Below are 22,705 nucleotides of genomic sequence, written 5' to 3'. Positions count from 1 at the left end.
TTCCCAAAGTAAAATGGAGAACAAAACCATCGCACGTACACTGCGGCTGCTTTCGCAATTGATGGAGCTGCACAACGAAAATCCGTTTAAGATCAAATCGGTAGCAAATGCTGCTTTCAAAGTAGATAAACTGCCCTATGCCGTTCAGGGAAAGACACTGGAAGAGATTGCCCAGATCGATGGATTGGGCAAAAGTATCTCCGCAAAGGTTTGGGAACTGCTCGAAACCGGATCAATGGCCGAGATTCAGGCCATCCTTGCTGAAACCCCTGAAGGCATTGTAGAAATGCTGGACATTAAAGGAATAGGGCCTAAAAAGATCGCCGTGATCTGGAAAGACCTGGGTATAGAGAATATAGGTGAGCTCTATTATGCCTGCAATGAAAACAGGCTGATTGAAGCCAAAGGCTTTGGGCTTAAAACCCAGGAAGAGATCAAAAAAATCATCGAATTTAAAATGGCCGCACAGGGCAAGTTCCTGTATGCACAAACTGAAGGCCTGGTGAACACGCTCTATGCCGACCTGGCCGTTTGGCTAAACACCGTTAGTGGCGAGCCCTTGCTAGGCATAGGTGGTGATTACAGGCGCTGTGCAGAGATCATTGAAGAAATTGAACTGCTTATAGGCGCGGAAGACCTGGATGAATTGCAGGAAAAAATAACTGTATTTACCCCGCTTGCCTTTGAACCTCAGACGGAAGGATATTACCTTGCAAATAGTCCCTTTGGCTTAAAAATAAAACTTTATATTGTTCAAAAAGCCGATTTTTACCTGAATTGGTTTAGACTCACCGGTAATGCACAACATGTAAATACAGTACTCGAACTAGCCGGAACCGGGCCTTTTGCTTCCGAAAATGAGATCTACCAGAAAGCAGGCCTGGCTTTTGTTGAGCCCGAACTGAGAGAAGGCCTGAACGAGATCCAACTGGCAAAAGAAAATAAACTCCCGATACTGATTAAAGATGCAGACCTGAAAGGCAGTCTGCACAACCACTCTACCTGGAGCGACGGTGTACATACCCTGGAAGAAATGGCTGTCTACTGTAAAGACTACCTGAAGCTGGAATACCTGGGCATATGCGATCACTCCAGATCTGCGTTTTATGCCAACGGCCTAAATGAGCAGCGTGTGTATGCACAGCATCAGGAAATTGATGCCCTGAATGCAAAACTTGCCCCATTCCGTATATTTAAAGGAATAGAAAGCGATATTTTGAACGATGGATCACTGGACTACAGCGATGAGATCCTCAAAACATTTGATTTTGTGGTAGCTTCGGTACACAGCAACCTGCGGATGGATGAAGAAAAAGCCACTGCAAGGTTGATCAAAGCCATAGAAAATCCTTTTACAAACATACTGGGGCATCCTACAGGAAGGTTGTTGCTGAGCAGAAAAGGCTATCCGATAGATTATGCCAAAGTAATTGATGCCTGCGCTGCCAACAATGTGGTTATAGAAATTAATGCAAACCCTTTGAGGCTTGATCTGGATTGGCGCTGGCACCGCTACGCGCTGGAGAAAGGTGTACTCCTCTCCATAAACCCGGATGCCCATAGAAAAGAAGGTTTCCATGACATGCATTATGGTGTTTTGATTGGCAGAAAGGGAGGATTAACGGCAAAACAGTGTTTAAACAGTTTTTCATTAAATGAGATTGAAACCTTCTTTAAAAGCAGAATCAACAATATTTGATCATATTAAAGGTCAATAATCCCTATCTTTGGTTTCAATATTCAAGCATGCTGACAGAAAAATTATTTAATGCCCATCAAAATAATCAGGCACCGGAGATACTTGTAGTAGGCGACCTGATGCTTGACCATTATATATTCGGATCTGCAAATAGGTTATCCCCGGAAGCGCCCGTGCCCATTGTAAATATAAACAGGGAGTCAAAAATAATAGGTGGTGCGGCTAACGTAGCGAGCAACCTGGTTGATCTGGGTGCTAAGGTTACTCTTGCAGGTGTGGTCGGAAACGACGTCTTTGCCAGTGATATAGAAAATCATCTCCACTCAAAAGAAATAGATACCCGCTTAATCGCAAGGGATAGTGACCGTCAAACTACCGTCAAAACCAGGGTAATTGCTGGCAATCACCAGATCGTCAGAATTGATAGAGAAGATACACATGAGATCTCACCTGAAATGGAGGCTTCTTTTTTCCTGGCATTAAAGCCATCCATAGAAGAAGCGGCTATCGTTATACTTTCTGACTACAATAAAGGGCTGCTTACAGCTGCCCTTTGCTTAAACATCATCGGACTTTGCAATGATCTTGGTAAGAAAATCATCGTAGACCCTAAAGGGCTAGACTACAGCAAGTATGAGGGGGCTTTTGTCATTAAACCTAACCGCAAGGAACTTGCGGAAGCAGCAAAAACAGAAACCATCCGTACCGATGAAGACCTGATTAAGGCAGCGAATGTAATTCTTGCCACCACAAAAGCTACTTACCTTATTGTGACTCTTTCAGAGGCAGGTATTGCCATCATCACTAAAGACAGCTACAAAATTATACCTGTAGCCGCCACAGAAGTGTACGATGTGACAGGCGCGGGAGATACCGTCGTTGCAACTTTGGCTTATTGTCTTTCAATGGGATTCGACATAGAAGAAGCAGTAACAGTTGCCAATCATGCCGCTTCCATAGTCATTAAGCATATCGGTAGCGCCACCACAAATGTGGTGGAAATCATCGCATCTTTAAAAACTATTTAATCCATTATGGTATTAGAGGAATTAAATCATCATAAGCTAACCATTGACCGCGTTATTGCAGAACTTGTGCCGCAAATCGAAAGAGCCTGTACAATGATTACGGAGACAGTTTCTTCAGGGGCCAAGGTTTTGCTGGCCGGAAATGGTGGTAGTGCCGCAGATGCACAGCATATTGCTGCCGAATTGACAGGGCGCTTTGTTAGGGAACGTAAAGCGCTTCCAGCTATAGCCCTCACTGTTGACACTTCAGCTTTAACTGCCATCAGTAACGACTATGGTTATGAAATGGTATTTCAGCGCCAGGTGGAAGCACTGGCACGTACATCCGACTTATTTATTGGTATTTCTACAAGTGGAAATAGTCCTAATATATTAAATGCCCTTATAGCTGCAAAGAAAATAGGTTGCAAGACACTTGGGTTATCAGGCAAAGATGGCGGGCAAATGAATGAACTATGTGACATCAACATTATCATTCCTGAAAACAATACGGCCAGAATACAGGAAATGCATATTCTAATCGGGCACATTCTTTGTAAGGCAGTTGATGAACAGTACTAACCATGAGCAAAGACACCAAACAAACCCTCACACAAAAAATAACAGCAAAACAGGAACTGGCTGCAAAAATCCAAAACTGGAAAGCTCAGGGAAAACGCGTGGTATTTACCAATGGCTGCTTTGATATTGTACATCCCGGACATATCGACTACCTCAGTGAAGCAGCGAATTTAGGGGATGTACTGATTGTGGGGTTAAATACGGATCAATCTGTCAAAAAGTTAAAGGGTGAGCACAGACCTGTCAATAATGAATTCAGCCGCACCCAACTCATTGGGTCGATGTTTTTCGTAGATGCAGTAGTACTTTTTGATGAAGATACACCATTGGAACTGATCACTGCCTTAAAACCTGACGTCTTGGTCAAAGGTGGGGACTATACAATCGAAAATATTGTGGGCGCAAAAGAGACGATTGCGAATGGAGGCGAAGTAAGGGTACTGAATTTTCTTCCCGGGTACTCTTCAACAAGCATTATAGAAAAAATTAAACACACGGAATAAGGCTTCAGCAGATTTGAAAACACCTAAAAAGATTTTGGTAATAAGGTTTAGCTCTATGGGCGACATCATTTACACAACACCAGTAGTGAGATGTCTGAAACAACAGCTACCAAACTGCGAGATCTATTTTTTAACCAAGCCCGAGTTTAAATATATTTATCAAAACAATCCATACCTAACAGGACTGTTAACACTGAAGCCGAGTCTGAAGGACACCATTAAAGAGATTAAAGGCGAAAAATTTGACCTGATCATCGATCTCCACAGAAACCTGCGCAGTACGATTATTAAATTAAAAACCGGCATCCGCTCGTCTACCTATAAAAAAGACCACCTCAATAAATGGCTGGTTTTAAAATTTAAATGGAATAAATTGATTTCTTCAAAGCATTTGGTAGAAAGGTATCTGGAAACGGTTGAATTCCTGGGAGTAAAGAATGACAACAAACCTATTGACTACTATATAGCTAAAGATTATCAGCTATCAGATTTTTTGCCGGAAACCCATCAGCAAAAATTTATTGCATTTGTAATTGGTGCAACGCACTTTACAAAAAGACTACCTAATGAAAAAATCATAGACATATGCAGAGGTATAAATTTACCTGTTGTCTTACTAGGGGGTAATGATGTAAAAGAGAATGCAGCGGTTATAACAGCAGCAATTGGCACGCAGGTATACAGTACCTGTGGAAAAACTAACCTGGACCAGTCTGTATTCCTGGTTTCGAAAGCGCACAAAGTAATTGGCTTTGATACCGGGCTCACGCATATTTCTGAAGCATTTGATAAACCACTAGCCTCTATATGGGGCGGAACAACACCAGAGCTTCTGGGGGTCCAGCCATACAAAATAACCGATTCTTTAATTATAGAAGAAGACCTGGACTGCAGGCCATGTTCAAAATTTGGATTGGAGAAATGTCCGCTAGGGCATTTTAAATGTATGAAAAACATTAACACTGAGATAATTGCTAATTTCGTAAGCGCATAAATCAGAATAATAAAAAAAGGCAGTAAAGTACTGCCTTTTTTATACTTAGTAACTAGTATATCTCATGATTATGCCAGCTTACCTTTCCCCCTGCTGTACCAGTATCCACATTATGTCCATCTGTATCGTAGCGAACAAGATTACCATCATCTTGCAGTATCCATGTAAATCCAGATCCCACGGTAACATATACCTGAGCATTCCACCAAACATCATTCTGATATTGATTCATCAGATAAAGATTTCCGTTTGCGTGTACACGTAAGGTTCTGATAGCAGTGGTGCCATCTGTATTTGAAGTCCACAATGGTTTCCCATCTGAATGTCTTCTCAGAACAAGATTGCCATCTGTTTGTATCCAAAGTTTGTAGGCTCCGTTTGCTGAAGTAACAACTTCCAAGTGTTGACCATTTGGAGTACCATATGGTATTACGTAGTCGCCTTGACCCATTACTCCATTAATCTTGGGACTAAGATACGCCAAATGAGGTGCTTTTTTGGGAGACGATTTTGCCCGGTTTTCCAAGGTATTGGCTTCGGACTTGTTTACATTTGCGGTTTTAGGAGCGTTCATGCTAAAACCTAGGATTAGCACAGGCAGAAGTGCTAATGAGAACATTGAGTTTTTCATAATTTTAAGAATTTTAATTTCCATAAATCTAACGCGAACTTTCGATGTTTTGACTTAAATTATATTTATTTTTTAATTCCAATACTTTTGTTACAAATTGACATCAAACTAATTAATTATGGACAAACAATCCGATTAAATAGCAGTTAATTAATATAACCAGTGATAAACGATAAAATCGGACTAATTATTGATACAGTTATAAGTCAAAATTAACTCTATATGCCTAAAACACTATTGTTGGTCAGACACGGAAAATCAGAATGGGGGAATGTACACCTGGCAGACTTTGACAGGCCCTTAAACCCCAGAGGGCATAGAAATGCCCCGGAAATGGCAGCAAGACTGCTGCAAAAAGACCTGGTGCCTCAGCTTGTGGTGAGCAGCCCAGCTGTGAGGGCCATCAGCACGGCCAGGCATTTTGTTCAGGCCTGGAAAAAATCAGATGAGCAAATACAGGAAGAAGCATCAATTTACGAAGCGAATGTCAGAACCTTATTGAAAATCGTTAATAGCGCTGACAATAAGTTCGACTATATCGCTATTTTCGGGCATAACCCTGGTTTTACAGACCTGGCCAATTACCTGAGTGATGCCAACATCTACAACATCCCTACTTGTGGGACTGTACTGATCGAGTTTCCATTCGAGGATTGGAAACTGGTAAGCCACCAGACAGGACGGTTACTCGAGTTTGACTATCCTAAAAGCATCAACGACGATTAGAAATGCAGGTGCTTAACGGTAAGCCCGTTATTGATCAGTTGTTTTAAAGAATCAATACCAATCCTAAGGTGTGTTTCCACGTAGTTGGAAGTTACATTGCTGTCACTTTCAGTAGTTTTAACCCCTTCGGGGATCATCGGTTGATCAGATACCAGCAACAAGGCACCCGTAGGTATTTTATTTGCAAAGCCTGTTGTAAATATGGTAGCTGTCTCCATGTCAACAGCCATAGCCCTTAAAGTTTTAAGGTATTTTTTGAAGTTCTTATCATGCTCCCAAACCCTGCGGTTGGTGGTGTAACAGGTACCAGTCCAATAATCCCTGGAATGGTCACGAATGGTAGTGGAAATGGCCTTTTGCAAAGCAAAAGCAGGTAAGGCAGGAACTTCAGGCGGCAGGTAATCGTTAGATGTCCCCTCTCCTCTTATTGCCGCAATAGGCAGAATCAGGTCGCCCAGCTGGTTTTTCTTTTTCAATCCACCGCATTTTCCCAAAAACAAAACCGCTTTCGGACTTATAGCCGTAAGCAGGTCCATCATAGTTGCTGCCATGGGGCTTCCCATTCCAAAATTTATTATAGTGATGCCATTTGCCGTAACGCTTTGCATCGGCTTATCTAGGCCCATGACAGGTGCGTTGTCGTTCCATTCAGAAAACATCTGTACATATTTGCTGAAATTCGTCAGCAATATATACTGGCCAAACTCTTCCAGGGGCCTACCGGTATACCTGGGCAGCCAGTTCTGCACAATATCTCCTTTTGATTTCAGTCCAGCTTTTACAGGAGATTCAACTTCTTTTACACGCTTTGCCTTTGCTGATTTACTTTCCTCTTTTTTTACATCTTTTTCTTCGTTCATATATATTCTCCTTTCTAAAATAACAAGTTAAAAAAAAATCCCCGGTAAACCGGGGATTAAATCTAGGCAGCTTTTAGCTTTTTAAAGTCGGCCTTTTCAAATTTCTCCACCGCATAATCGAGTGTAATGCTCAATTCCTTGACACTTGCATCCGACGGAATCTCAAACATCGCATCCAGCATAATGGCCTCACAAATAGAGCGTAACCCCCTTGCACCGAGTTTGTATTCCATCGCTTTATCTACAATAAAATCCAGCACTTCATCTTCAAACGCAAGCTTAACATTCTCCAGTTCAAATAATTTCACATACTGACGTACAAGTGAGTTTTTAGGTTCTGTAAGAATATTACGCAGGGCCTGCTTATCCAGCGGGTTCAGGTGCGTTAAAACAGGTACACGACCAATCAGTTCTGGTATCAATCCGAAGGATTTCAAATCTTGTGGCGTAATGTATTTATACAGGTTTTTAAGATCCAGTTCTGCATCTTCCTTTTTCACCTTATAACCAACCGCCTGAGTACGCAGCCTGTTTGCTATTTTACGCTCTATACCATCAAAAGCACCTCCGCAAATGAACAGAATGTTATTCGTGTTTACCGGGATCATCTTCTGATCAGGATGCTTACGTCCGCCTTGGGGTGGCACGTTTACGATAGTACCTTCCAAGATTTTCAACAGCGCCTGCTGCACACCTTCACCAGAAACATCCCTGGTAATAGAAGGATTATCACTCTTGCGGGCAACTTTATCTACCTCATCAATGTATACAATTCCGCGCTCAGCAGAGGCAACATCGTAATCAGCAGCTTGCAACAAACGCGTAAGTATGCTCTCCACATCCTCTCCTACATAACCCGCTTCGGTAAGTACCGTTGCATCGCAGATACAGAAAGGCACATGAAGTATTTTGGCGATAGTTTTAGCCAATAGGGTCTTTCCTGTTCCTGTTTCACCGACCAGCATGATATTCGATTTTTCAATTTCGACTTCATCCGCTTTGTCAACCTTCTGACTCAATCTTTTGTAGTGGTTGTATACAGCAACAGAAAGCACTTTTTTGGCATCATCCTGACCAATAACATACTGATCGATATGCGCTTTAATCTCCAATGGCTTCAATAAAGTAATTGAAGTATCCAATGGTTTTGATTTCTTGCTCCCAAGCTCCTGCACCAGCAGCTGATTGGCCTGGGTCACACATTTATCACAGATAAATGCGTCCAGTCCCTCAATAAGCATTAAGGTATCTTGCTTACCTGAGCCACAAAAAGAGCAACGGGATTCTTTACTTTGTTTTGCCATTTTTTAGTCTTTATTGCTAGCACCTAGCACCTCATCAATCATTCCGAAGCTCTTTGCCTCGTCAGCTTTCATCCAGTAATCGCGGTCTGAAGCCTTTTCTACCCATTCATAACTTTGTCCGGAGTGGTTAGAAATAATATCGTACAATTCTTTTTTCAATTTCAGCATCTCTCTCAGATTGATCTCCATATCTGAAGCTACGCCCTGAGCACCGCCCGAAGGCTGATGGATCATCACACGTGAATGTGGTAAAGCCGCACGTTTGCCTTTGGCACCCGCAACCAGCAATACGGCACCCATAGATGCAGCCATACCGGTACAGATTGTAGCCACGTCAGGCGTAATGTACTGCATCGTATCGTAAATACCCAAACCTGCATATACAGATCCTCCCGGCGAGTTGATATAAATCTGGATGTCCCTGTTGTTATCTGTAGATTGTAAGAATAACAATTGCGCCTGGATGATATTTGCATTCCCATCATAAATCGCATCACCTAAAAAGATGATACGGTCCATCATCAAACGGGAAAACACATCCATCTGGGCTACATTTAACTGACGTTCCTCAATGATATAAGGTGTCATCGCTTTTGGTGAACTGTTGGTAGCACCAATATATCGGTCAACATTTAAACCATTTATACGGTGATGTTTAACTGCGTATTTTCTAAATTCGTCTTTATCTATCTTCATGATTTCTAATTGTTACTTTAATCTTTCTGAAGCCTTGCTCCCGCTTTAAACTTCATTTTATCTTTTCTTCACCAATAGTAATAAATCTAAATTGGTAATTTATTGTGGTATTGTAAAATTTGAATTCGTTTTTATATAAATAAGGCGGCCTTTATTAAAGCCGCCTTATACTTTTATACGATTAAAAAACTTTGCTGTGAAGCGTGTTTTCTATTTCAATTCTATAAACTTATTATAAGCTATTTCTTTTTGGTCCAAAGTAGCAACCGACTGGATGTATTCAAAAACCTTCATGGCTTTAACTTCATCAAAAATACGGTTTGCATTGTCTTTCTCTTTCAGGAAGGTAGCGGTATACTGCGCCAGCTGATCTTCCGGCATCGGACTAGGGCTATACATTCTGAACTGTGCATCTAAACGTTGTTTAGCAGTCTGGAACACATCTTCGTATTTAATTTCGATATTGTTGTCCTTGATCAGCTTGTTCTCAATTAAAGTCCATTTAAGGTTTTTAGCAAAATCATCATAACCTTCAGCCAGTTCCTCATCCGTCAGTTTCTCGTTAGTAGCTTTTAACCACTTACGTAAAAACTCATCCGGCAAATCCATTTTTACACTTTCAATCAGCTTGGTATAAATGTCATTCTGCAATTTGCGATCTGCATCCTGCTTAAACATACTTTCTATTTCCTCAGTGATCTTAGTGTTAAAGCCAGCCTCGTCTGTCACTGCACCTTCACCAAATAATTTATCAAAGAACTCCTGGTTTAAATCAGCCTCTTCCAAACGATTTACATTCTTAACCGTTACACGGAATTTAGACTGCAGGTCTTTAGCATCATCTTCGCTGATGTTTAACAATTTGGCAATGACTACCTCATTCTTATCAAAAGCTTTCTGAACATCAAGTTCTACTACATCATCCTTTTTTAAACCGATTAAAGATTTTAATATCTTTTTATCTGCCACCTGATCTAAACGAACAGATCCGGTTGCTGTAATACCACCTTCAAAAACTGAACCATCTGCCGAAAGTTGTGCTAATTCAGCATAAAGCACATCACCATCTGCCGAAACTTCAGGGTTTGTCATTTTGCCATAGCTTTTACGGATATTCTTGATACGCGAGGCCAATGTCTCTGCGTCAGCTTTAACAACGTATTGGGTAAACTTATCTTTTGAAGTTACCGCAACATCAACCGCCGGAGCAAGCCCAAGTTCATAGTCAAACTCAAATTCATCTGTGTAATCCCATTTGAATTCTTTGGTATCGTCCATTACAGGAAGGGGCTGACCAAGTATCTCAACCTTGTTATCTGTAAGGTGTTTATTTAAAGTTTCACTCAACAAATTATTGATTTCCTCTACCAGGATACTTCTGCCATACATCTTTTTGATGTGGGCTGCGGGAACCATTCCTTTACGGAAACCCGGAAGGTTTGCTTTTTTAGCTTGTTCCTTTATAGATTTATCAACCTTTTCAGTATAATCCTCAGGCGAAATCTTAATTTTTACAACTGCATTTAAGTCGTTAATTTTTTCCTGTGTAATGTTCATCTTTCTGAATCAATATTTGTGTTAATGTCTTTATATAAAAATTCCCCCGTGTTGCGGGGGAATTTTTGTAGTGCGGAAGAAGGGACTCGAACCCCCACGCCGTGAAGCGCCAGATCCTAAGTCTGGTGCGGCTACCAATTACGCCACTTCCGCAGTTAGGATTTATTTAGGACTGCAAAGATAGGGATTGTTATCAAAAGTCAAAAGGCTTTTGAAATTATTTTCTAATGACATACTTAACCTACTGGTTTACAGTAAAACATTTTTCAATAAGGAGATCCAAAAGCGCATGAGTGAAAAGCACCTTTTATTCCGCAACTGTCATGCTCCCACCTTTGTTACTTCGGAAATCGGAGTCCCCTCTACATCATTTTAAACCGTTTTTCAAACGAAAACACCGATTAAAGGTCAAAAACGGATATTCGAGTTACAAAATTTAATTACAACAATATTATACATGTTATTTTGTTAATTATTTATATTTGGTGTCATGGATGATGGCAAATATTTAATGAATACTAAAGGTTTATTGGAAAATTATGGCAAAGACGAGATGAAAGCTCTCTTATGGGAGATGTATAAGGGCTGGTTTTTGCATAATGCAACCGAAGTAGATAGTGACCGGATGATTGATATGCTATTATTCTACGATGAGTTAAAGGATTTACTTGGAATGGTCAACTGCCAGGCAGATGAAACTATATCGCCCAGTGAAGTTAAGCAAGTTTCTATTCCAGTGTCAAAAAACACGCCTTCACTGGATTGAAATGAAATATAAGCAATAGTTTTTAGGTACCTTGCACCTTTATTCAGAACTATATCACATATAACTATGTCTATTACGTCAGAATTCGAGTTGCAGGGGATGAAAATGATCAGTGAGGCTGTTGCAAAAACTTTAAAGGAAATGCGGGCCTGGGCAAAGCCAGGAATGACTACCGAAGAACTTGATGAGTTTGGCGGACAGATACTCAGCAGCTTTGGGGCTAAATCCGCTCCTAAACTCACTTATGATTTTCCGGGCTGGACCTGCATCAGCATCAACAATGAAGTTGCACATGGTATCCCTTCCAAAGAGAAGATCCTGATGGAGGGAGATCTTGTGAACATTGATGTATCGGCTGAATTAAATGGTTTCTGGGCAGACAATGGTGGTTCTTTTGTATTGGGCAAAGATCTTTACAACCGGCAGCCCCTGGTAGATGCTTCAAAACAGATCTTATTTAAAGCAATAAACCAGATTAGAGGTGGTATAAAAATTGCCGACATAGGCGCACTCATTGAAAGTGAGGCAAGAAAATCAGGCTTTAAAGTCATAAAAAACCTGGCCGGACACGGTGTTGGCCGCAGTCTGCACGAAGAGCCTAGCGAAATCCTGAACTGCTACAACCGCTACAACAAACAACGTTTCAAAAAGAACAGCGTAGTAGCTATTGAAACATTCATTACTACAGACTCAACCTATGCCGAGCAGGCCGAAGATGGCTGGACGCTGTTAGGCAACAAGGGCGGGTTTGCGGTACAACATGAGCATACCATTATTGTTACCGATGGAAAACCCATTATCCTTACCGCAGCCAACGAAATCTGGAACTAATACAGTTCTTTTTGCAATTGAAAGAGATACTGTACGGCCTTAACGAGCCTGCTCCCATACCAGGAAAACATTTCTCCATCAACAAGCATTACACGGGCCTCAGGAATGATACTTCTGATTTCTTCCAGGTGTTTGTCTTTAAAGGGGTAAGGTTCAGAAGAAAGAAAAACCAGGTCTGGTTTTAACAATTTCAGTTCTGCCAAATCAAGCTCAGGGTAACGGCTTTCAACGATCACATTCTGCAGTCCGTTCAAGGCTAAAATATTGTCTATAAAAGTATCTCTTCCGGCAAGCATATAAGGCTTTCTCCAAATCAGGTAAGCAACTTTTTTATGGATACCATTCTGCAGCGCCAATGTTTGCAGGTCTGTAAAACCCGCATGAATTAAATGATTTAAATAAGCCGCTTCCGGTTCCCGGTTTACCAGCGCTCCTATTTCAGCAATAGTTTTTTGAGCATCTTCCAACGTATAAATATCACTCATCCATACCGGAAATTCACTCATCAATACCTCAACCTGGTCTTTTTCATTTTCTTCCTTGTTCCCAATGATCAGATCCGGCTTCAGGCTCCGGATCAACTCCAGGTTCAGGCGCTTTGTACCCCCTACTTTTGCCCTCGAAGCAAATTTATCTATCGGGTGTATACAGAACTTGGTAATACCGGTCACCTCAGCATCCAACCCCAGGTCAAACAACAACTCCGTCTGAGAAGGAACAATAGACACTATTCTTTGCGGAGGATAATTAACAACGATTGTTCGTCCAAGCTGATCAGTAAAACTGCGTTCCATTCTGCAAAGATACACAGCAATTCTTTACGCCCAGCCTATTCGTACCGTAAGGCATCAACCGGATTGGATCTTACCGCTTTAAACGCCTGCAAACTCACATTTTCACTTATCTGTAAATACGATTAAGCCGGTTATTTCTTCAAGAAATCAACTAATTACAGTTCCATTTGGGATAATCGCCCCTTTTTTCACTACCACAATCCCGTCCTTCACGGTATATAAAGCATGATCACCGTCCGGTAAATGACTCCCCCCGATAATCTGCACGTCGTCGCCAATCCGGCTGTTCTTGTCAATTATAGCGTTTACGATCTTACAATTGTCACCAATCCCAATCAGCGGCTTCTGGCCTTTCTCTTTTTCAATCTCTATCAGCGTCTGGTATTTATCACTGCCCATAATATAGCAACTTTCTATTTCCGTCCCCACACCTATTCTTGAACGGATACCGACAACAGCGTGTTTAATGCTTTTGGCTTGCAGAATACAGCCTTCAGCAATAATGGTTTTATCCAGCGTCGTACCCAAAATTTTGGATGGTGGCAGCATACGAGCACGGGTAAAAATGCTATGATGACTATCGAACAGGTTAAATTTAGGAATATCATCTGTTAAGCCAAGGTTAGCCTCGAAAAATGAAGAGATGTTCCCTATATCCGTCCAGTAGCCCTCATATTGATAACTCAGCACATCATATTCAGTAAGCATTCTTGGAATGATCTCCTTTCCAAAATCCTTCTCCTCAGCATTCTCCGCAAATATCTTGATCAGCAAATCCTTGTTAAAAATGTAAATCCCCATTGACGCCAGGTAATTTCGTCCCTCAGCCTGCATTTCCGGGCCTGTGTCAGAAATCCAGTCTTCCAGATTGCTTTTAGGCTTTTCAATAAATGAGGTAATGATATTCTGTTCATTAGATTTAAGAATACCAAAATCCGGTGCATCTTTAACATTAACCGGAATTGTAGCTATGCTGATCTGTACTCCACTATCGATATGTGCTTGAACCATATCCTTAAAATCCATCTGGTAAAGCTGATCTCCCGAAAGGATCAGCACATACTCAAATTCATGGTTCAGCAGGTGGTGCATAGTTTGTCGTACCGCATCTGCAGTACCCTGAAACCAAGTCGGGTTATCGGGGGTCTGCTCAGCAGCCAGAATATCAACAAAGGCAGAACTGAAATGACTAAAATGATAAGTATTCTTAATATGCTTATTCAGAGATGCGGAGTTGAACTGGGTCAAAACAAACATACGGTGTATGCCTGAATTTAAACAGTTGGAGATTGGAATATCGACCAATCTGTATTTTCCCGCTATAGGTACAGCAGGTTTAGAACGTGTTTGTGTAAGAGGGGCTAACCTGGAGCCCTGGCCACCGCCAAGAATTACACCTAATACTTTATCGGTCATAGCTTTTCTGTTTTACATTTGGTATAGATCTATATATTGTTGTGCTGCCTTATCCCAAGAATGGTCCAGCTGCATCATAAACTTACGTATTTCTTTTATCCGTTTCGTATTTTCGTACAATTCAACTGCACGGCTAATCGCATGCCCCACATCCCACACACTGCTCTGGTCATGACAAATACCAAAACCATCATCTCCGATATCCGTAACCGTATCCTTTAACCCCCCTATTCTCCTTACAATCGGAATGGTACCATACCTTAAGGCGTACATCTGGTTCAGGCCGCAGGGTTCTACCCTGCTGGGCATCAGTAAAAAGTCGGCTCCGGCATAAATCTGATGCGACAGTTGCTCATTGTAACCAATGTAAACATTATAATTACCTGGAAATGCTTCTTTCAGATGCGATAGCCTGCCTTCAACCTGGGGATCTCCCGATCCCAGCACCAGTACATTGATCTGATTATTATAGGTAATCAGCACATTATAAAAAATATCAGGAAGCAGATCTGCGCCCTTCTCACCTACAAGTCGCCCAATAAAAGTAAAAAGCGGTTTTTCCGGATCAAGGTTAAAAACCGCACATAGCGCCTCCTTATTAGCCCTTTTTCCAGCATCAACAGTACGTAGTGTATAGGTTTTGTCCAGCATAGGATCCGTTTGTGGATTCCATACATCGTTGTCTATCCCGTTCAGTATGCCGGCCGATTTGCCACGTTCCTGTGCCAGAAGATCTTCAAGACCATTTGCTTTAAAACTGATTTCATCCAAATAGCTGGGCGAAACGGTGGTTACCCGCCAGGCACATTTTATAGCCGAGGCCAATGGGTTAATAGCACCTTTCCAGTCCAATTGTCCGGACTTCCATAAGTCAAACGGCGGAATGTAATGCAATTTGTCCCAACCAAATTGTCCCTGATATTGTGCATTATGTATAGTTAAAACCGTAGGTACCTGGCTCAGGGCCCTGAATTGCTGACAGTAAGCCATCATAAAAGGCACTAATCCTGTATGATGATCATGACAATGCACAACATCGGGCCTGTGTTCCCATTGTGCGATCCAGTCCAGTACCGCAATCTGGAAAGCCAGGAAACGCTCGGTGTCGTCTCCGTATCCGTATACTTGCGGTCTGTCCAGCAACCCTGCAATATGCACCAGGTAAAGGTCAAAACCCAGTTTATTGGTCTTTTCCCTGAATATCCTTACTGTAAAATTATGAAAGCCCAGTTTGCCCCAGCCATCGTAAACCGCTTCAAACTCATTCTCCTGCATAAACCTGGTCTGGTAAGCAGGTATCACTACCTTAGCCACGTGCCCAAGCTTGTTCTGGTACTTCGGCAAAGCACCTACCACATCGCCCAAACCACCAACTTTAGCAATCGGATAGCATTCTGCACTGAGGTGTATAATCTCCATAATCCCTGGGTTTAAAAAGTACCTCAAAATAGGGATTAAGAAACGTAAAGCAAATATTTGCAGAAAAATATTTTAATATTTCATTGACCCTTTAATTTAGAAAAATCTGTATGCTATTCCGAAACTGGAATCTTTTGCCCGCTTCGCTAAATGGGCAAAAGTTCCTAGGTTTCTCCACAGCATACAGATTTTTGCAAAACGCTTAGATGCATCCATAAAATATCTGCGCCAGACCGGCTATGCGCCCAACAAAAAAGGATACACTATTCTGCGGCATAGGAGTAATTTATTCCAGCCGCAGAATAGTGTATCCTTTTTTGTAAAATCTACAACGCTTATAAAGCAAAAACCTAATCTGCTACAGCCCTGAACATCAATGCCGCTACTGTCAAATTCGTTCTGTTGTCAATCAAAATGGCCGCACCGTTGGCTTTACTGTCGCCATAAAAGTCAAACGCCAATTCTTCAGCGGTTTTCAAAACCACTCGGCCTATGTCATTTAACCGGAATTCATAAGCCTCCTGTTTTTCCAGTGTATTGATATCCACTTTATAAATAATCTCACGAACCTTACACTTAGTTACCTTACTATTGTGTTGCAACAAATAGGTAATGCTGTCGTCCAGCGGGCGTGTATCCATCCAGCAGATATCGGCTTCTATCTGTTTGGAATTTTGCGGCAAGTGAGCCGAATTCACCAATACATCGCCCCGGCTGATGTCAATATCGTCCTTTAAATGAAGGGTAACCGACTGCCCGGCATAAGCCGCCTCAGGCTGCTGATCAAATATTTCAATCCGTTCAATTACCGAACTGCTGCCTGAAGGCAAAACAGTTACTTTATCATTTACATTAAATTCACCACTCAAAATCCGGCCAGCATACCCTCTGTAGTCATGAAGTTCATCCGTTTGTGGCCTTACTACCCATTGCACCGGCATACGCGCCAGATCAGACTCTGCGCCTGTCTCTACTTCCACAGTTTCCAGAAAATGCAGCAGGCTCCTACCATTGTACCAGGGCATGTTCTCCGACTCATTTACTACATTGTCACCTTTCAAAGCACTAACAGGGATAAAATTCACCTCTTTCAGGTTTAGTTCTGTTGCCAGGGCCCTGTATTTTTCGGCTATCGCATTGAACAGTGTTTCACTGTACCCCACCATGTCCATTTTGTTTAAACACACCACAACATGCTCAATACCCAGTAAAGATACCAGGTAGGAGTGGCGGATGGTTTGTTCTACCACGCCATTCCGCGCATCAATTAAAATGATGGCCAGCTTTGCCGTCGACGCACCGGTAACCATATTTCTTGTATACTGAATATGCCCAGGTGTATCTGCAATAATGAATTTACGTTTATCTGTCTGAAAATATTTGTAGGCTACATCAATGGTAATCCCCTGCTCCCGCTCCGCCCTTAAGCCATCGGTCAAAATGGCCAGATCAATTGTTCCGTCATCATTTTTACGGTTCGATTGCTGTAAAGCTTCCAGCTGATCAGCAAGAATAGAATCTGTATCGTACAATAGCCTTCCAATTAGCGTGCTTTTCCCATCATCAACACTGCCGGCTGTAAAAAATTTAAGTATGTTCATTAAAAGTATCCTCCTTTCTTGCGGTCTTCCATTGCGGCTTCCGAAACTTTATCGTCCATGCGGGCCCCGCGTTCACTGATTTTTGATGCGCTGATTTCAGCAATAATGTTATCAATCTCATCCGCATCCGATTCAACAGCCGCTGTGCAACTCATGTCACCAACAGTACGAAACCTCACTTTCTTATGCTCAATCACATCCTCCTCATCCATATTTAAAAACGGTGACGCAGCCATCAGCTGACCGTTCCTGGTAATCACATCCCGGTAATGCGCAAAATAGATGGTCGGCAGATCAATATTTTCACGTCTGATGTAGTTCCATACATCCAGCTCGGTCCAGTTGCTGATCGGGAATACCCGCACATTTTCTCCCTTATGGATCTTTCCATTATAAATGTTCCACAACTCCGGACGCTGGCGTTTAGGGTCCCATTGCCCAAATTCGTCCCTCACCGAAAAAATACGTTCTTTGGCACGTGCCTTCTCCTCATCCCTCCTGGCACCGCCAATACAAGCATCAAAGCCATGCAAAGCAATGGTATCCAGCAGAGTAACCGTCTGCAAAGCATTTCGACTTGCATTCTTACCTGTCTGCTCTACCACCTTGCCCTGGTCAATTGAATCCTGCACACTGCCAATGATCAGCTTTTCACCCAGGCGCTGCACCATATTGTCGCGGTAAATGATGGTTTCCTCAAAATTATGCCCGGTATCAATGTGTACCAAGGGAAAAGGAAATTTACCAGGTCTGAAAGCTTTCTCTGCAAGTCTTACCAGGGTAATGGAATCCTTCCCTCCCGAAAACAGCAGCGCCGGTTTCTCAAATTGCCCCGCCACCTCACGTAGAATGTGAATGGCCTCGGCCTCTAACTCATCTAAATAATCTAAATTATAGGTACTCATATTTCTGTTCAATTATTGAGTGGCGTGTAAACCACATTCCTTTTTCGACTGATCTTCCCACCACCAGCGACCAGCTCTGAAATCTTCTCCTTCTCGTACAGCCCTGGTGCAGGGGGCACAACCTATACTGGGAAAGCCTTTATCATGTAAGGTATTGTAAACAATATTGTGCTTTTTGATATAGGCTTTTACTTCCTCCAGCGACCAGCCGAATATCGGGTGGAATTTGATCAGCTGGTTTTGCTCATCCCACTCCAGGTCAAGCATATCTGTGCGGTTCAAAGACTGCTCGGCTCTGATACCGGTCACCCATAGCTCATTTCCTTTTAAAGCCCTTCTCAATGGTTCCAGTTTTCTGATGCCGCAGCACTCTTTCCTGTTCTCTACCGATTCATAAAAACTGCTGGGGCCCTTCCTGTCTACCATTTCCTGCAAAGCATCTGCCTGTGGGAAATAAGCGCGGATCGTCTTTTTATAGATCTCAAGCGTACGGTTCCATACGTAATAGGTTTCCGGGAACAAGCGCCCCGTTTCCAGAGTAAACACTTCTATAGGCAGGTCGTTTGCAAAAATCATATGCGTGATCACCTGGTCTTCCCAGCCAAAACTGGTCGAGAACACTATCTTTCCCGGATATGCTTCCGCCAGATAAGTCAATGCTGCTACCGGGTCAAGCTCTTTAATTTTTTCTCCTATAGCTGTAAGCTGCGTATTCATGGTTGTTCTTTGTCTAAAGGCTTCATCAAAATTTCTGTTACTTCATTCAGGCGCTGCACTTTTGAGCTGAAATCACCTTTCAGCATATTTCTCAGTATCTGCATTTGCTTCAGTGTAATGTTCAAACTATTGGGTAAACTGTCGGTCAGCACTTCCTTCAGACGCTTTGCAATGGTCGGCGATTTGCCATTGGTGCTTATAGCGATCTTCAGGTTGCCCTTCTGCACCACCGATCCCAGGTAAAAATCACAGAGTTCAGGCTTGTCGGCCACATTTACCAGTAAACCACGTTTATTGGCTTCTCTTTTTATCTCGGTGTTCAATAAATTATTATTGGTAGCAGCAATCACAAAATTTATCCCCTCCAGATCTGATGCTTCAAAGCTTTTCTCCACAACATCAACAGTAGGAAAGCCGGCAGCAAAGGCCCTCAGTTCGTCAATTACCGTTTCAGCCAAAACCGTAATCCTGGCATGCCTGCTATTGTTCAGCAATGCATTTAATTTCTCTAAACCAACAGGCCCTGCCCCTATAACCAGGGTATGCAGCTCATTTAGCTTAATAAAAACCGGAAATAACTGATTGCCTTCCATCGTCTTAAAGTTGTTTAACGCGCTTCTTTTAATGCTCTTCTTTTAATGCCTGGTAAAAATCCTTGATTGGCTGAAACGATGGATGCAGCGAAACCACCTCACCAAAAACCAGCAATGCGGGAGCTTTTATTCCCTTCTCTTCCACCAGTTCAACTATGGTATCTACTATGCCAATGGCCAGTTTCTCTTCTTCCGTTGATCCGCTTTGTATCGCGGCCACCGGTAACTGGTGTTTGCCTTCGTTCCTGAACAGTTTCACAATCTCTTTCAGCTTACCCAGGCCCATCAGCACAACTACTGTGGCTTTTGACCTGGCCGCCTCATATAAATCATTGGAGATCTGGCCCGAAGCCGTTGTTCCTGTAACAACCCAAAAGCTTTCACTTAAGCCCCTGTGCGTTACCGGGATCTGCTGCAGCCCCGGAACAGAGATGGAGCTTGATAAGCCCGGAACTATCGAAACCGGGATGCTATATCCCGCTGCAAAATCAAGTTCTTCATATCCCCTGCCAAAAACAAAAGGGTCTCCGCCTTTCAATCGGACCACATGTCCGTAGTTCAGCGCATAATCTACCATCAGTTTATTAATGGTATCCTGTCCATAAGAGTGTTCTCCCGATCTTTTACCCACGTATACCTTAATCGCATCCGGATGGGCATAAGTCAGCACTTCCTCCTGTACCAGCGCATCGTACAACACTACATCAGCAGATTTAAGCGCATTTACCGCTTTTATGGTCAGCAACTCCGGATCGCCCGGCCCTGCACCTACCAAAGTTATTTTCGGTTCTCTTATCGTTGTATTTTTCTCCCTGGTCATGACACTTTCTCTGCTCTGGCATTTTTAATGCCTGTATAAAAATCTTCTGCCGACTTCAAATAAACTTTTGCAAATTCTTCTGTAGGCTCATTTTTGTTAATTTGTAACACCCGGTCGTTAAACGATCCATCCAACTGTACTTCACCGGTCTGCACATAATGATTGTCAAACTCCCTGATCACACCAATCTGTGTGCTGCTGTTCACCCCTTTATCTAACAGCAATGCTTTGGCTGCACTCACGTAAACTGCATAGGTATGGTAAATGGCATCGGCCCAGGCACCGTTGGCATAAGACGCCCTTGCCCATTCCAGCTTTTCATCCGATTCCAGCAACAGTGTAGCCACCAAGTCTATCACTACACCGGCACATTCCCCAACACCAATTGCGGTTACAAAAGTTTCTTCATGGCCCCAGTCTACAAACTCCTCGTCTTTCAGGTTGCTCAGGTCGGCCAGCGGTTTGAGCAGCTGGTAAAAATAGTCTTTGGTTTGTCTGTCGTAATAAGCATGAAAAGTCTCGGTATCCAGACTGTTCGCAGCAAAATCATTTAACAATGTCCTCAGCACGTCTGTTGCACGTTTTGAGGGTGCTTTGATCACACGCTCTGCTACACGACCTTCACCGTCACCAACCGTACCGCCACCCAGCATCACCTGTACGGCAGGCACCACTTTTCCATTGGCCTTTAGCGAACTGCCATGGAAACCGATATGCGCCAATCCGTGTTGTCCGCATGAGTTCATACAACCGCTGATCTTTATTTTGATGTCTTTATCGTAAATCAGCTCCGGGTATTCTTCATACACCAGTTCTTCCAGGGCTACCGAAAGCGACATAGAGTTCGATATCCCCAGATTACAAGTGTCTGTTCCGGGGCAAGTAGTGACGTCGGCCACACTATCAAATCCTGGTTTAGCGAAGCCAAGTTCATTAAGTGCTGTATACAATCCTGGCAATGCAGTTTCATGTGCAAACTTCAGCATCAATCCCTGGTTCTGGGTAACCCTTATTTCATCCGCCACATAGGGAGCAATAGCAGCTACCAGTTTGCGGGCTTCTTCTGTAGGGATATCTCCTTTGGTTACTTTAATATAAACAGCAAAATAACCTTCCTGCTTTTGCGGCACCACATTGGTTGCGCGCCAGTGTTTGTATGGCAAAGTACCTGTCACTTCCAGTGCCGGATAATCAATCCGTTCAGGCAATGCCGGCTGTGGCACCGTGTTGCGGTCTATTTTAAAAGATTTTACCTTATTGGCAATCCGCTCCTCTTCAATTAAACGCAGTACTTCTTCCACCCCAAGCTTCTGCACCAGGTATTTTAGGCGGGCCTTATTGCGGTTGGTCCTTTCGCCATAGCGGTCGAATACCCTTAACATGGCTTCCGCATAGGGAATGATCTGGTCTTCATGTAAAAATTCATGTACCAGTTCGGCCAGGAAAGGTTGTGCGCCTAACCCTCCACCAAGCAAAACCTTAAAACCACGTTCACCTTGTTCATTTATTTTCGGAATGAAACCAAGGTCATGTATATAGCTGAAGGCCGTGTCCCTGTCGTCAGACGAAAAGGCAAACTTGATCTTCCTTCCCATTTCCTGGCAGATGGGATTGCGCAGGAAGTAGCTGAAAAATGCATGAGCATAAGGCGATACATCAAAAGGTTCGTTCGGATTGATACCCGCATCAGGAGAAGAAGTCACATTCCTAACCGTATTGCCACAAGCCTCGCGAATGGTTACATCGTCCTGCTCCAGTTCTTCCCAAAGTTCGGGTGTCCGGTCTAGACTTACGTAATGGATCTGAATGTCCTGACGGGTAGTGAGGTGCAGGTTCCTGCTCGCATACTTATCAGATACGTCCGATATCCGCAGAAGCTGTTTAAAAGTCACCTTACCAAAAGGCAGTTTAATGCGGATCATCTGGACCCCTGGCTGCCTTTGCCCGTAAATGCCACGGGCAAGGCGCAGGCTTCTGAATTTTTCATCATGGATTTTACCTTCGCGAAATTCCCTGATCTTTTTTTCCAGATCAATGATATCTTTTTCGACAACAGGATTCTCTAACTCTGTCCTAAAACTTTGCATACTAATTGGTCTTATCTAAAAAAAGCCCCTCTGTCTGTAAGACCGGAGAAGCTTCAATATTTCATCTCAACAGCCCATTATCCTACCCGCACATGCAGTACATATCCAGGCAAAAAAGGCTGTTGTTCGTCTTGTTCATAAAGCAAATATATAAAGTATACAGGAATAGTAGTATATTATTTTACGAAAAACACACA

Annotated in this window: 22 protein-coding genes and 1 tRNA gene; 8 read left to right on the top strand and 15 right to left on the bottom strand. The window is 42.7% G+C overall.

All coding sequences use genetic code 11. The features are described from left to right. The first annotated feature begins 13 nt into the window (after positions 1-13). From ABIE26_RS17610 to ABIE26_RS17590, 5 genes are read left to right on the top strand one after another with little or no spacing between them, the layout of a single operon-like run. On the top strand, positions 14-1,699 hold the full coding sequence (locus tag ABIE26_RS17610) for a helix-hairpin-helix domain-containing protein (protein WP_310144320.1): 1,686 nt from the start codon (positions 14-16) through the stop codon (positions 1,697-1,699). 47 nt (positions 1,700-1,746) lie between these two features. Next, positions 1,747-2,727, top strand: a complete 981-nt coding sequence (gene rfaE1, locus ABIE26_RS17605; RefSeq protein ID WP_310144318.1) for a D-glycero-beta-D-manno-heptose-7-phosphate kinase — start codon at positions 1,747-1,749, stop codon at positions 2,725-2,727. Between the two features lie 6 nt (positions 2,728-2,733). Continuing rightward, the gene (gmhA, locus tag ABIE26_RS17600) at positions 2,734-3,288 is read left to right on the top strand and encodes a D-sedoheptulose 7-phosphate isomerase (RefSeq protein WP_310144316.1); all 555 of its coding nucleotides are present in this window, start codon (positions 2,734-2,736) and stop codon (positions 3,286-3,288) included. A 2-nt stretch (positions 3,289-3,290) separates the two neighbouring features. Then, positions 3,291-3,791 (top strand): D-glycero-beta-D-manno-heptose 1-phosphate adenylyltransferase, encoded by a 501-nt coding sequence (gene rfaE2 / locus ABIE26_RS17595; protein ID WP_310144314.1) that lies wholly within the window; start codon positions 3,291-3,293, stop codon positions 3,789-3,791. A 55-nt stretch (positions 3,792-3,846) separates the two neighbouring features. Next, a complete protein-coding gene (locus tag ABIE26_RS17590; RefSeq protein ID WP_310144312.1) occupies positions 3,847-4,785 on the top strand; it encodes a glycosyltransferase family 9 protein in 939 nt (312 codons plus the stop codon). 52 nt (positions 4,786-4,837) lie between these two features. Here ABIE26_RS17590 and ABIE26_RS17585 read toward each other — a convergent pair whose 3' ends face one another. Further along, complete coding sequence (locus tag ABIE26_RS17585; protein ID WP_310144310.1) at positions 4,838-5,440, bottom strand: hypothetical protein; 603 nt, start codon at positions 5,438-5,440, stop codon at positions 4,838-4,840. A gap of 198 nt (positions 5,441-5,638) precedes the next feature. On the opposite strand from ABIE26_RS17585, the gene ABIE26_RS17580 reads away from it, so the two are divergent. After that, on the top strand, positions 5,639-6,142 hold the full coding sequence (locus ABIE26_RS17580; protein ID WP_310144308.1) for a SixA phosphatase family protein: 504 nt from the start codon (positions 5,639-5,641) through the stop codon (positions 6,140-6,142). On the opposite strand, the gene ABIE26_RS17575 is transcribed toward ABIE26_RS17580, so the two are convergent. From ABIE26_RS17575 to ABIE26_RS17555, 5 genes are all read right to left on the bottom strand, one after another. Further along, positions 6,139-7,002, bottom strand: coding sequence for an AMP nucleosidase (locus ABIE26_RS17575; protein WP_310144306.1), 864 nt, complete (start codon positions 7,000-7,002; stop codon positions 6,139-6,141). The genes ABIE26_RS17580 and ABIE26_RS17575 overlap by 4 nt on opposite strands. A 62-nt stretch (positions 7,003-7,064) precedes the next feature. After that, positions 7,065-8,306, bottom strand: a complete 1,242-nt coding sequence (gene clpX / locus ABIE26_RS17570) for an ATP-dependent Clp protease ATP-binding subunit ClpX (protein ID WP_310144303.1) — start codon at positions 8,304-8,306, stop codon at positions 7,065-7,067. A 3-nt stretch (positions 8,307-8,309) separates the two neighbouring features. After that, positions 8,310-9,002 (bottom strand): ATP-dependent Clp endopeptidase proteolytic subunit ClpP, encoded by a 693-nt coding sequence (clpP, locus tag ABIE26_RS17565; RefSeq protein ID WP_310144300.1) that lies wholly within the window; start codon positions 9,000-9,002, stop codon positions 8,310-8,312. A 210-nt stretch (positions 9,003-9,212) separates the two neighbouring features. After that, positions 9,213-10,559: a trigger factor gene (gene tig / locus ABIE26_RS17560; RefSeq protein WP_310144298.1), complete on the bottom strand. Its 1,347-nt coding sequence runs from the start codon at positions 10,557-10,559 to the stop codon at positions 9,213-9,215. Positions 10,560-10,630: 71 nt separating this feature from the next. Beyond that, a tRNA-Leu gene (locus ABIE26_RS17555) sits at positions 10,631-10,712 on the bottom strand. 337 nt (positions 10,713-11,049) lie between these two features. Here ABIE26_RS17555 and ABIE26_RS17550 point away from each other — a divergent pair. Both ABIE26_RS17550 and map read left to right on the top strand, forming a co-directional pair. Continuing rightward, positions 11,050-11,325: a hypothetical protein gene (locus ABIE26_RS17550; RefSeq protein WP_310144295.1), complete on the top strand. Its 276-nt coding sequence runs from the start codon at positions 11,050-11,052 to the stop codon at positions 11,323-11,325. Between the two features lie 66 nt (positions 11,326-11,391). Further along, complete coding sequence (gene map, locus ABIE26_RS17545) at positions 11,392-12,156, top strand: type I methionyl aminopeptidase (RefSeq protein ID WP_310144293.1); 765 nt, start codon at positions 11,392-11,394, stop codon at positions 12,154-12,156. Here the strand turns inward: map and ABIE26_RS17540 are convergent. The 9 genes from ABIE26_RS17540 to ABIE26_RS17500 form a co-directional block, all read right to left on the bottom strand. Then, complete coding sequence (locus ABIE26_RS17540) at positions 12,153-12,950, bottom strand: ABC transporter substrate-binding protein (RefSeq protein ID WP_310144291.1); 798 nt, start codon at positions 12,948-12,950, stop codon at positions 12,153-12,155. The genes map and ABIE26_RS17540 overlap by 4 nt on opposite strands. Positions 12,951-13,097: 147 nt before the next feature. Further along, positions 13,098-14,366 carry a glucose-1-phosphate adenylyltransferase gene (locus tag ABIE26_RS17535; RefSeq protein ID WP_310144289.1) on the bottom strand — a complete coding sequence of 423 codons (1,269 nt, stop codon included), beginning with the start codon at positions 14,364-14,366 and terminating at the stop codon, positions 13,098-13,100. Positions 14,367-14,378: 12 nt separating this feature from the next. Then, positions 14,379-15,785 carry a glycogen synthase gene (locus tag ABIE26_RS17530; RefSeq protein ID WP_310144287.1) on the bottom strand — a complete coding sequence of 469 codons (1,407 nt, stop codon included), beginning with the start codon at positions 15,783-15,785 and terminating at the stop codon, positions 14,379-14,381. Between the two features lie 350 nt (positions 15,786-16,135). Then, on the bottom strand, positions 16,136-17,386 hold the full coding sequence (locus ABIE26_RS17525; RefSeq protein ID WP_310144285.1) for a sulfate adenylyltransferase subunit 1: 1,251 nt from the start codon (positions 17,384-17,386) through the stop codon (positions 16,136-16,138). Further along, positions 17,386-18,291 (bottom strand): sulfate adenylyltransferase subunit CysD, encoded by a 906-nt coding sequence (gene cysD, locus ABIE26_RS17520; RefSeq protein WP_310144283.1) that lies wholly within the window; start codon positions 18,289-18,291, stop codon positions 17,386-17,388. Before cysD ends, ABIE26_RS17525 begins: the two co-directional genes overlap by 1 nt. A 12-nt stretch (positions 18,292-18,303) precedes the next feature. After that, positions 18,304-19,008: a phosphoadenylyl-sulfate reductase gene (locus ABIE26_RS17515; RefSeq protein ID WP_310144280.1), complete on the bottom strand. Its 705-nt coding sequence runs from the start codon at positions 19,006-19,008 to the stop codon at positions 18,304-18,306. Further along, positions 19,005-19,601 (bottom strand): precorrin-2 dehydrogenase/sirohydrochlorin ferrochelatase family protein, encoded by a 597-nt coding sequence (locus ABIE26_RS17510; protein WP_310144277.1) that lies wholly within the window; start codon positions 19,599-19,601, stop codon positions 19,005-19,007. Before ABIE26_RS17510 ends, ABIE26_RS17515 begins: the two co-directional genes overlap by 4 nt. A 28-nt stretch (positions 19,602-19,629) precedes the next feature. Further along, positions 19,630-20,421, bottom strand: coding sequence for a uroporphyrinogen-III C-methyltransferase (gene cobA / locus ABIE26_RS17505; protein WP_310144274.1), 792 nt, complete (start codon positions 20,419-20,421; stop codon positions 19,630-19,632). Then, entirely contained in the window at positions 20,418-22,508 is a 2,091-nt protein-coding gene (locus ABIE26_RS17500; RefSeq protein ID WP_310144272.1) for a nitrite reductase, read from the bottom strand. The genes cobA and ABIE26_RS17500 overlap by 4 nt, the downstream gene beginning before the upstream one ends. Between the last annotated feature and the right edge of the window lie 197 nt (positions 22,509-22,705).

It is taken from the genome of Pedobacter africanus, from assembly GCF_040548825.1.
In the GTDB taxonomy this organism is placed as follows: Bacteria; Bacteroidota; Bacteroidia; order Sphingobacteriales; family Sphingobacteriaceae; genus Pedobacter; species Pedobacter africanus_A.
This window is presented reverse-complemented; position numbering and strand designations above follow the sequence as displayed.

Coding starts and splice junctions, on each gene's coding strand:
- ABIE26_RS17610 (WP_310144320.1), top strand. CDS start 14: ATGGAGAACAAAACCATCGCACGTACACTGCGGCTGCTTTCGCAATTG.
- rfaE1 (WP_310144318.1), top strand. CDS start 1,747: ATGCTGACAGAAAAATTATTTAATGCCCATCAAAATAATCAGGCACCG.
- gmhA (WP_310144316.1), top strand. CDS start 2,734: ATGGTATTAGAGGAATTAAATCATCATAAGCTAACCATTGACCGCGTT.
- rfaE2 (WP_310144314.1), top strand. CDS start 3,291: ATGAGCAAAGACACCAAACAAACCCTCACACAAAAAATAACAGCAAAA.
- ABIE26_RS17590 (WP_310144312.1), top strand. CDS start 3,847: ATGGGCGACATCATTTACACAACACCAGTAGTGAGATGTCTGAAACAA.
- ABIE26_RS17585 (WP_310144310.1), bottom strand. CDS start 5,440: ATGGAAATTAAAATTCTTAAAATTATGAAAAACTCAATGTTCTCATTA.
- ABIE26_RS17580 (WP_310144308.1), top strand. CDS start 5,639: ATGCCTAAAACACTATTGTTGGTCAGACACGGAAAATCAGAATGGGGG.
- ABIE26_RS17575 (WP_310144306.1), bottom strand. CDS start 7,002: ATGAACGAAGAAAAAGATGTAAAAAAAGAGGAAAGTAAATCAGCAAAG.
- clpX (WP_310144303.1), bottom strand. CDS start 8,306: ATGGCAAAACAAAGTAAAGAATCCCGTTGCTCTTTTTGTGGCTCAGGT.
- clpP (WP_310144300.1), bottom strand. CDS start 9,002: ATGAAGATAGATAAAGACGAATTTAGAAAATACGCAGTTAAACATCAC.
- tig (WP_310144298.1), bottom strand. CDS start 10,559: ATGAACATTACACAGGAAAAAATTAACGACTTAAATGCAGTTGTAAAA.
- ABIE26_RS17550 (WP_310144295.1), top strand. CDS start 11,050: ATGGATGATGGCAAATATTTAATGAATACTAAAGGTTTATTGGAAAAT.
- map (WP_310144293.1), top strand. CDS start 11,392: ATGTCTATTACGTCAGAATTCGAGTTGCAGGGGATGAAAATGATCAGT.
- ABIE26_RS17540 (WP_310144291.1), bottom strand. CDS start 12,950: ATGGAACGCAGTTTTACTGATCAGCTTGGACGAACAATCGTTGTTAAT.
- ABIE26_RS17535 (WP_310144289.1), bottom strand. CDS start 14,366: ATGACCGATAAAGTATTAGGTGTAATTCTTGGCGGTGGCCAGGGCTCC.
- ABIE26_RS17530 (WP_310144287.1), bottom strand. CDS start 15,785: ATGGAGATTATACACCTCAGTGCAGAATGCTATCCGATTGCTAAAGTT.
- ABIE26_RS17525 (WP_310144285.1), bottom strand. CDS start 17,386: ATGAACATACTTAAATTTTTTACAGCCGGCAGTGTTGATGATGGGAAA.
- cysD (WP_310144283.1), bottom strand. CDS start 18,291: ATGAGTACCTATAATTTAGATTATTTAGATGAGTTAGAGGCCGAGGCC.
- ABIE26_RS17515 (WP_310144280.1), bottom strand. CDS start 19,008: ATGAATACGCAGCTTACAGCTATAGGAGAAAAAATTAAAGAGCTTGAC.
- ABIE26_RS17510 (WP_310144277.1), bottom strand. CDS start 19,601: ATGGAAGGCAATCAGTTATTTCCGGTTTTTATTAAGCTAAATGAGCTG.
- cobA (WP_310144274.1), bottom strand. CDS start 20,421: ATGACCAGGGAGAAAAATACAACGATAAGAGAACCGAAAATAACTTTG.
- ABIE26_RS17500 (WP_310144272.1), bottom strand. CDS start 22,508: ATGCAAAGTTTTAGGACAGAGTTAGAGAATCCTGTTGTCGAAAAAGAT.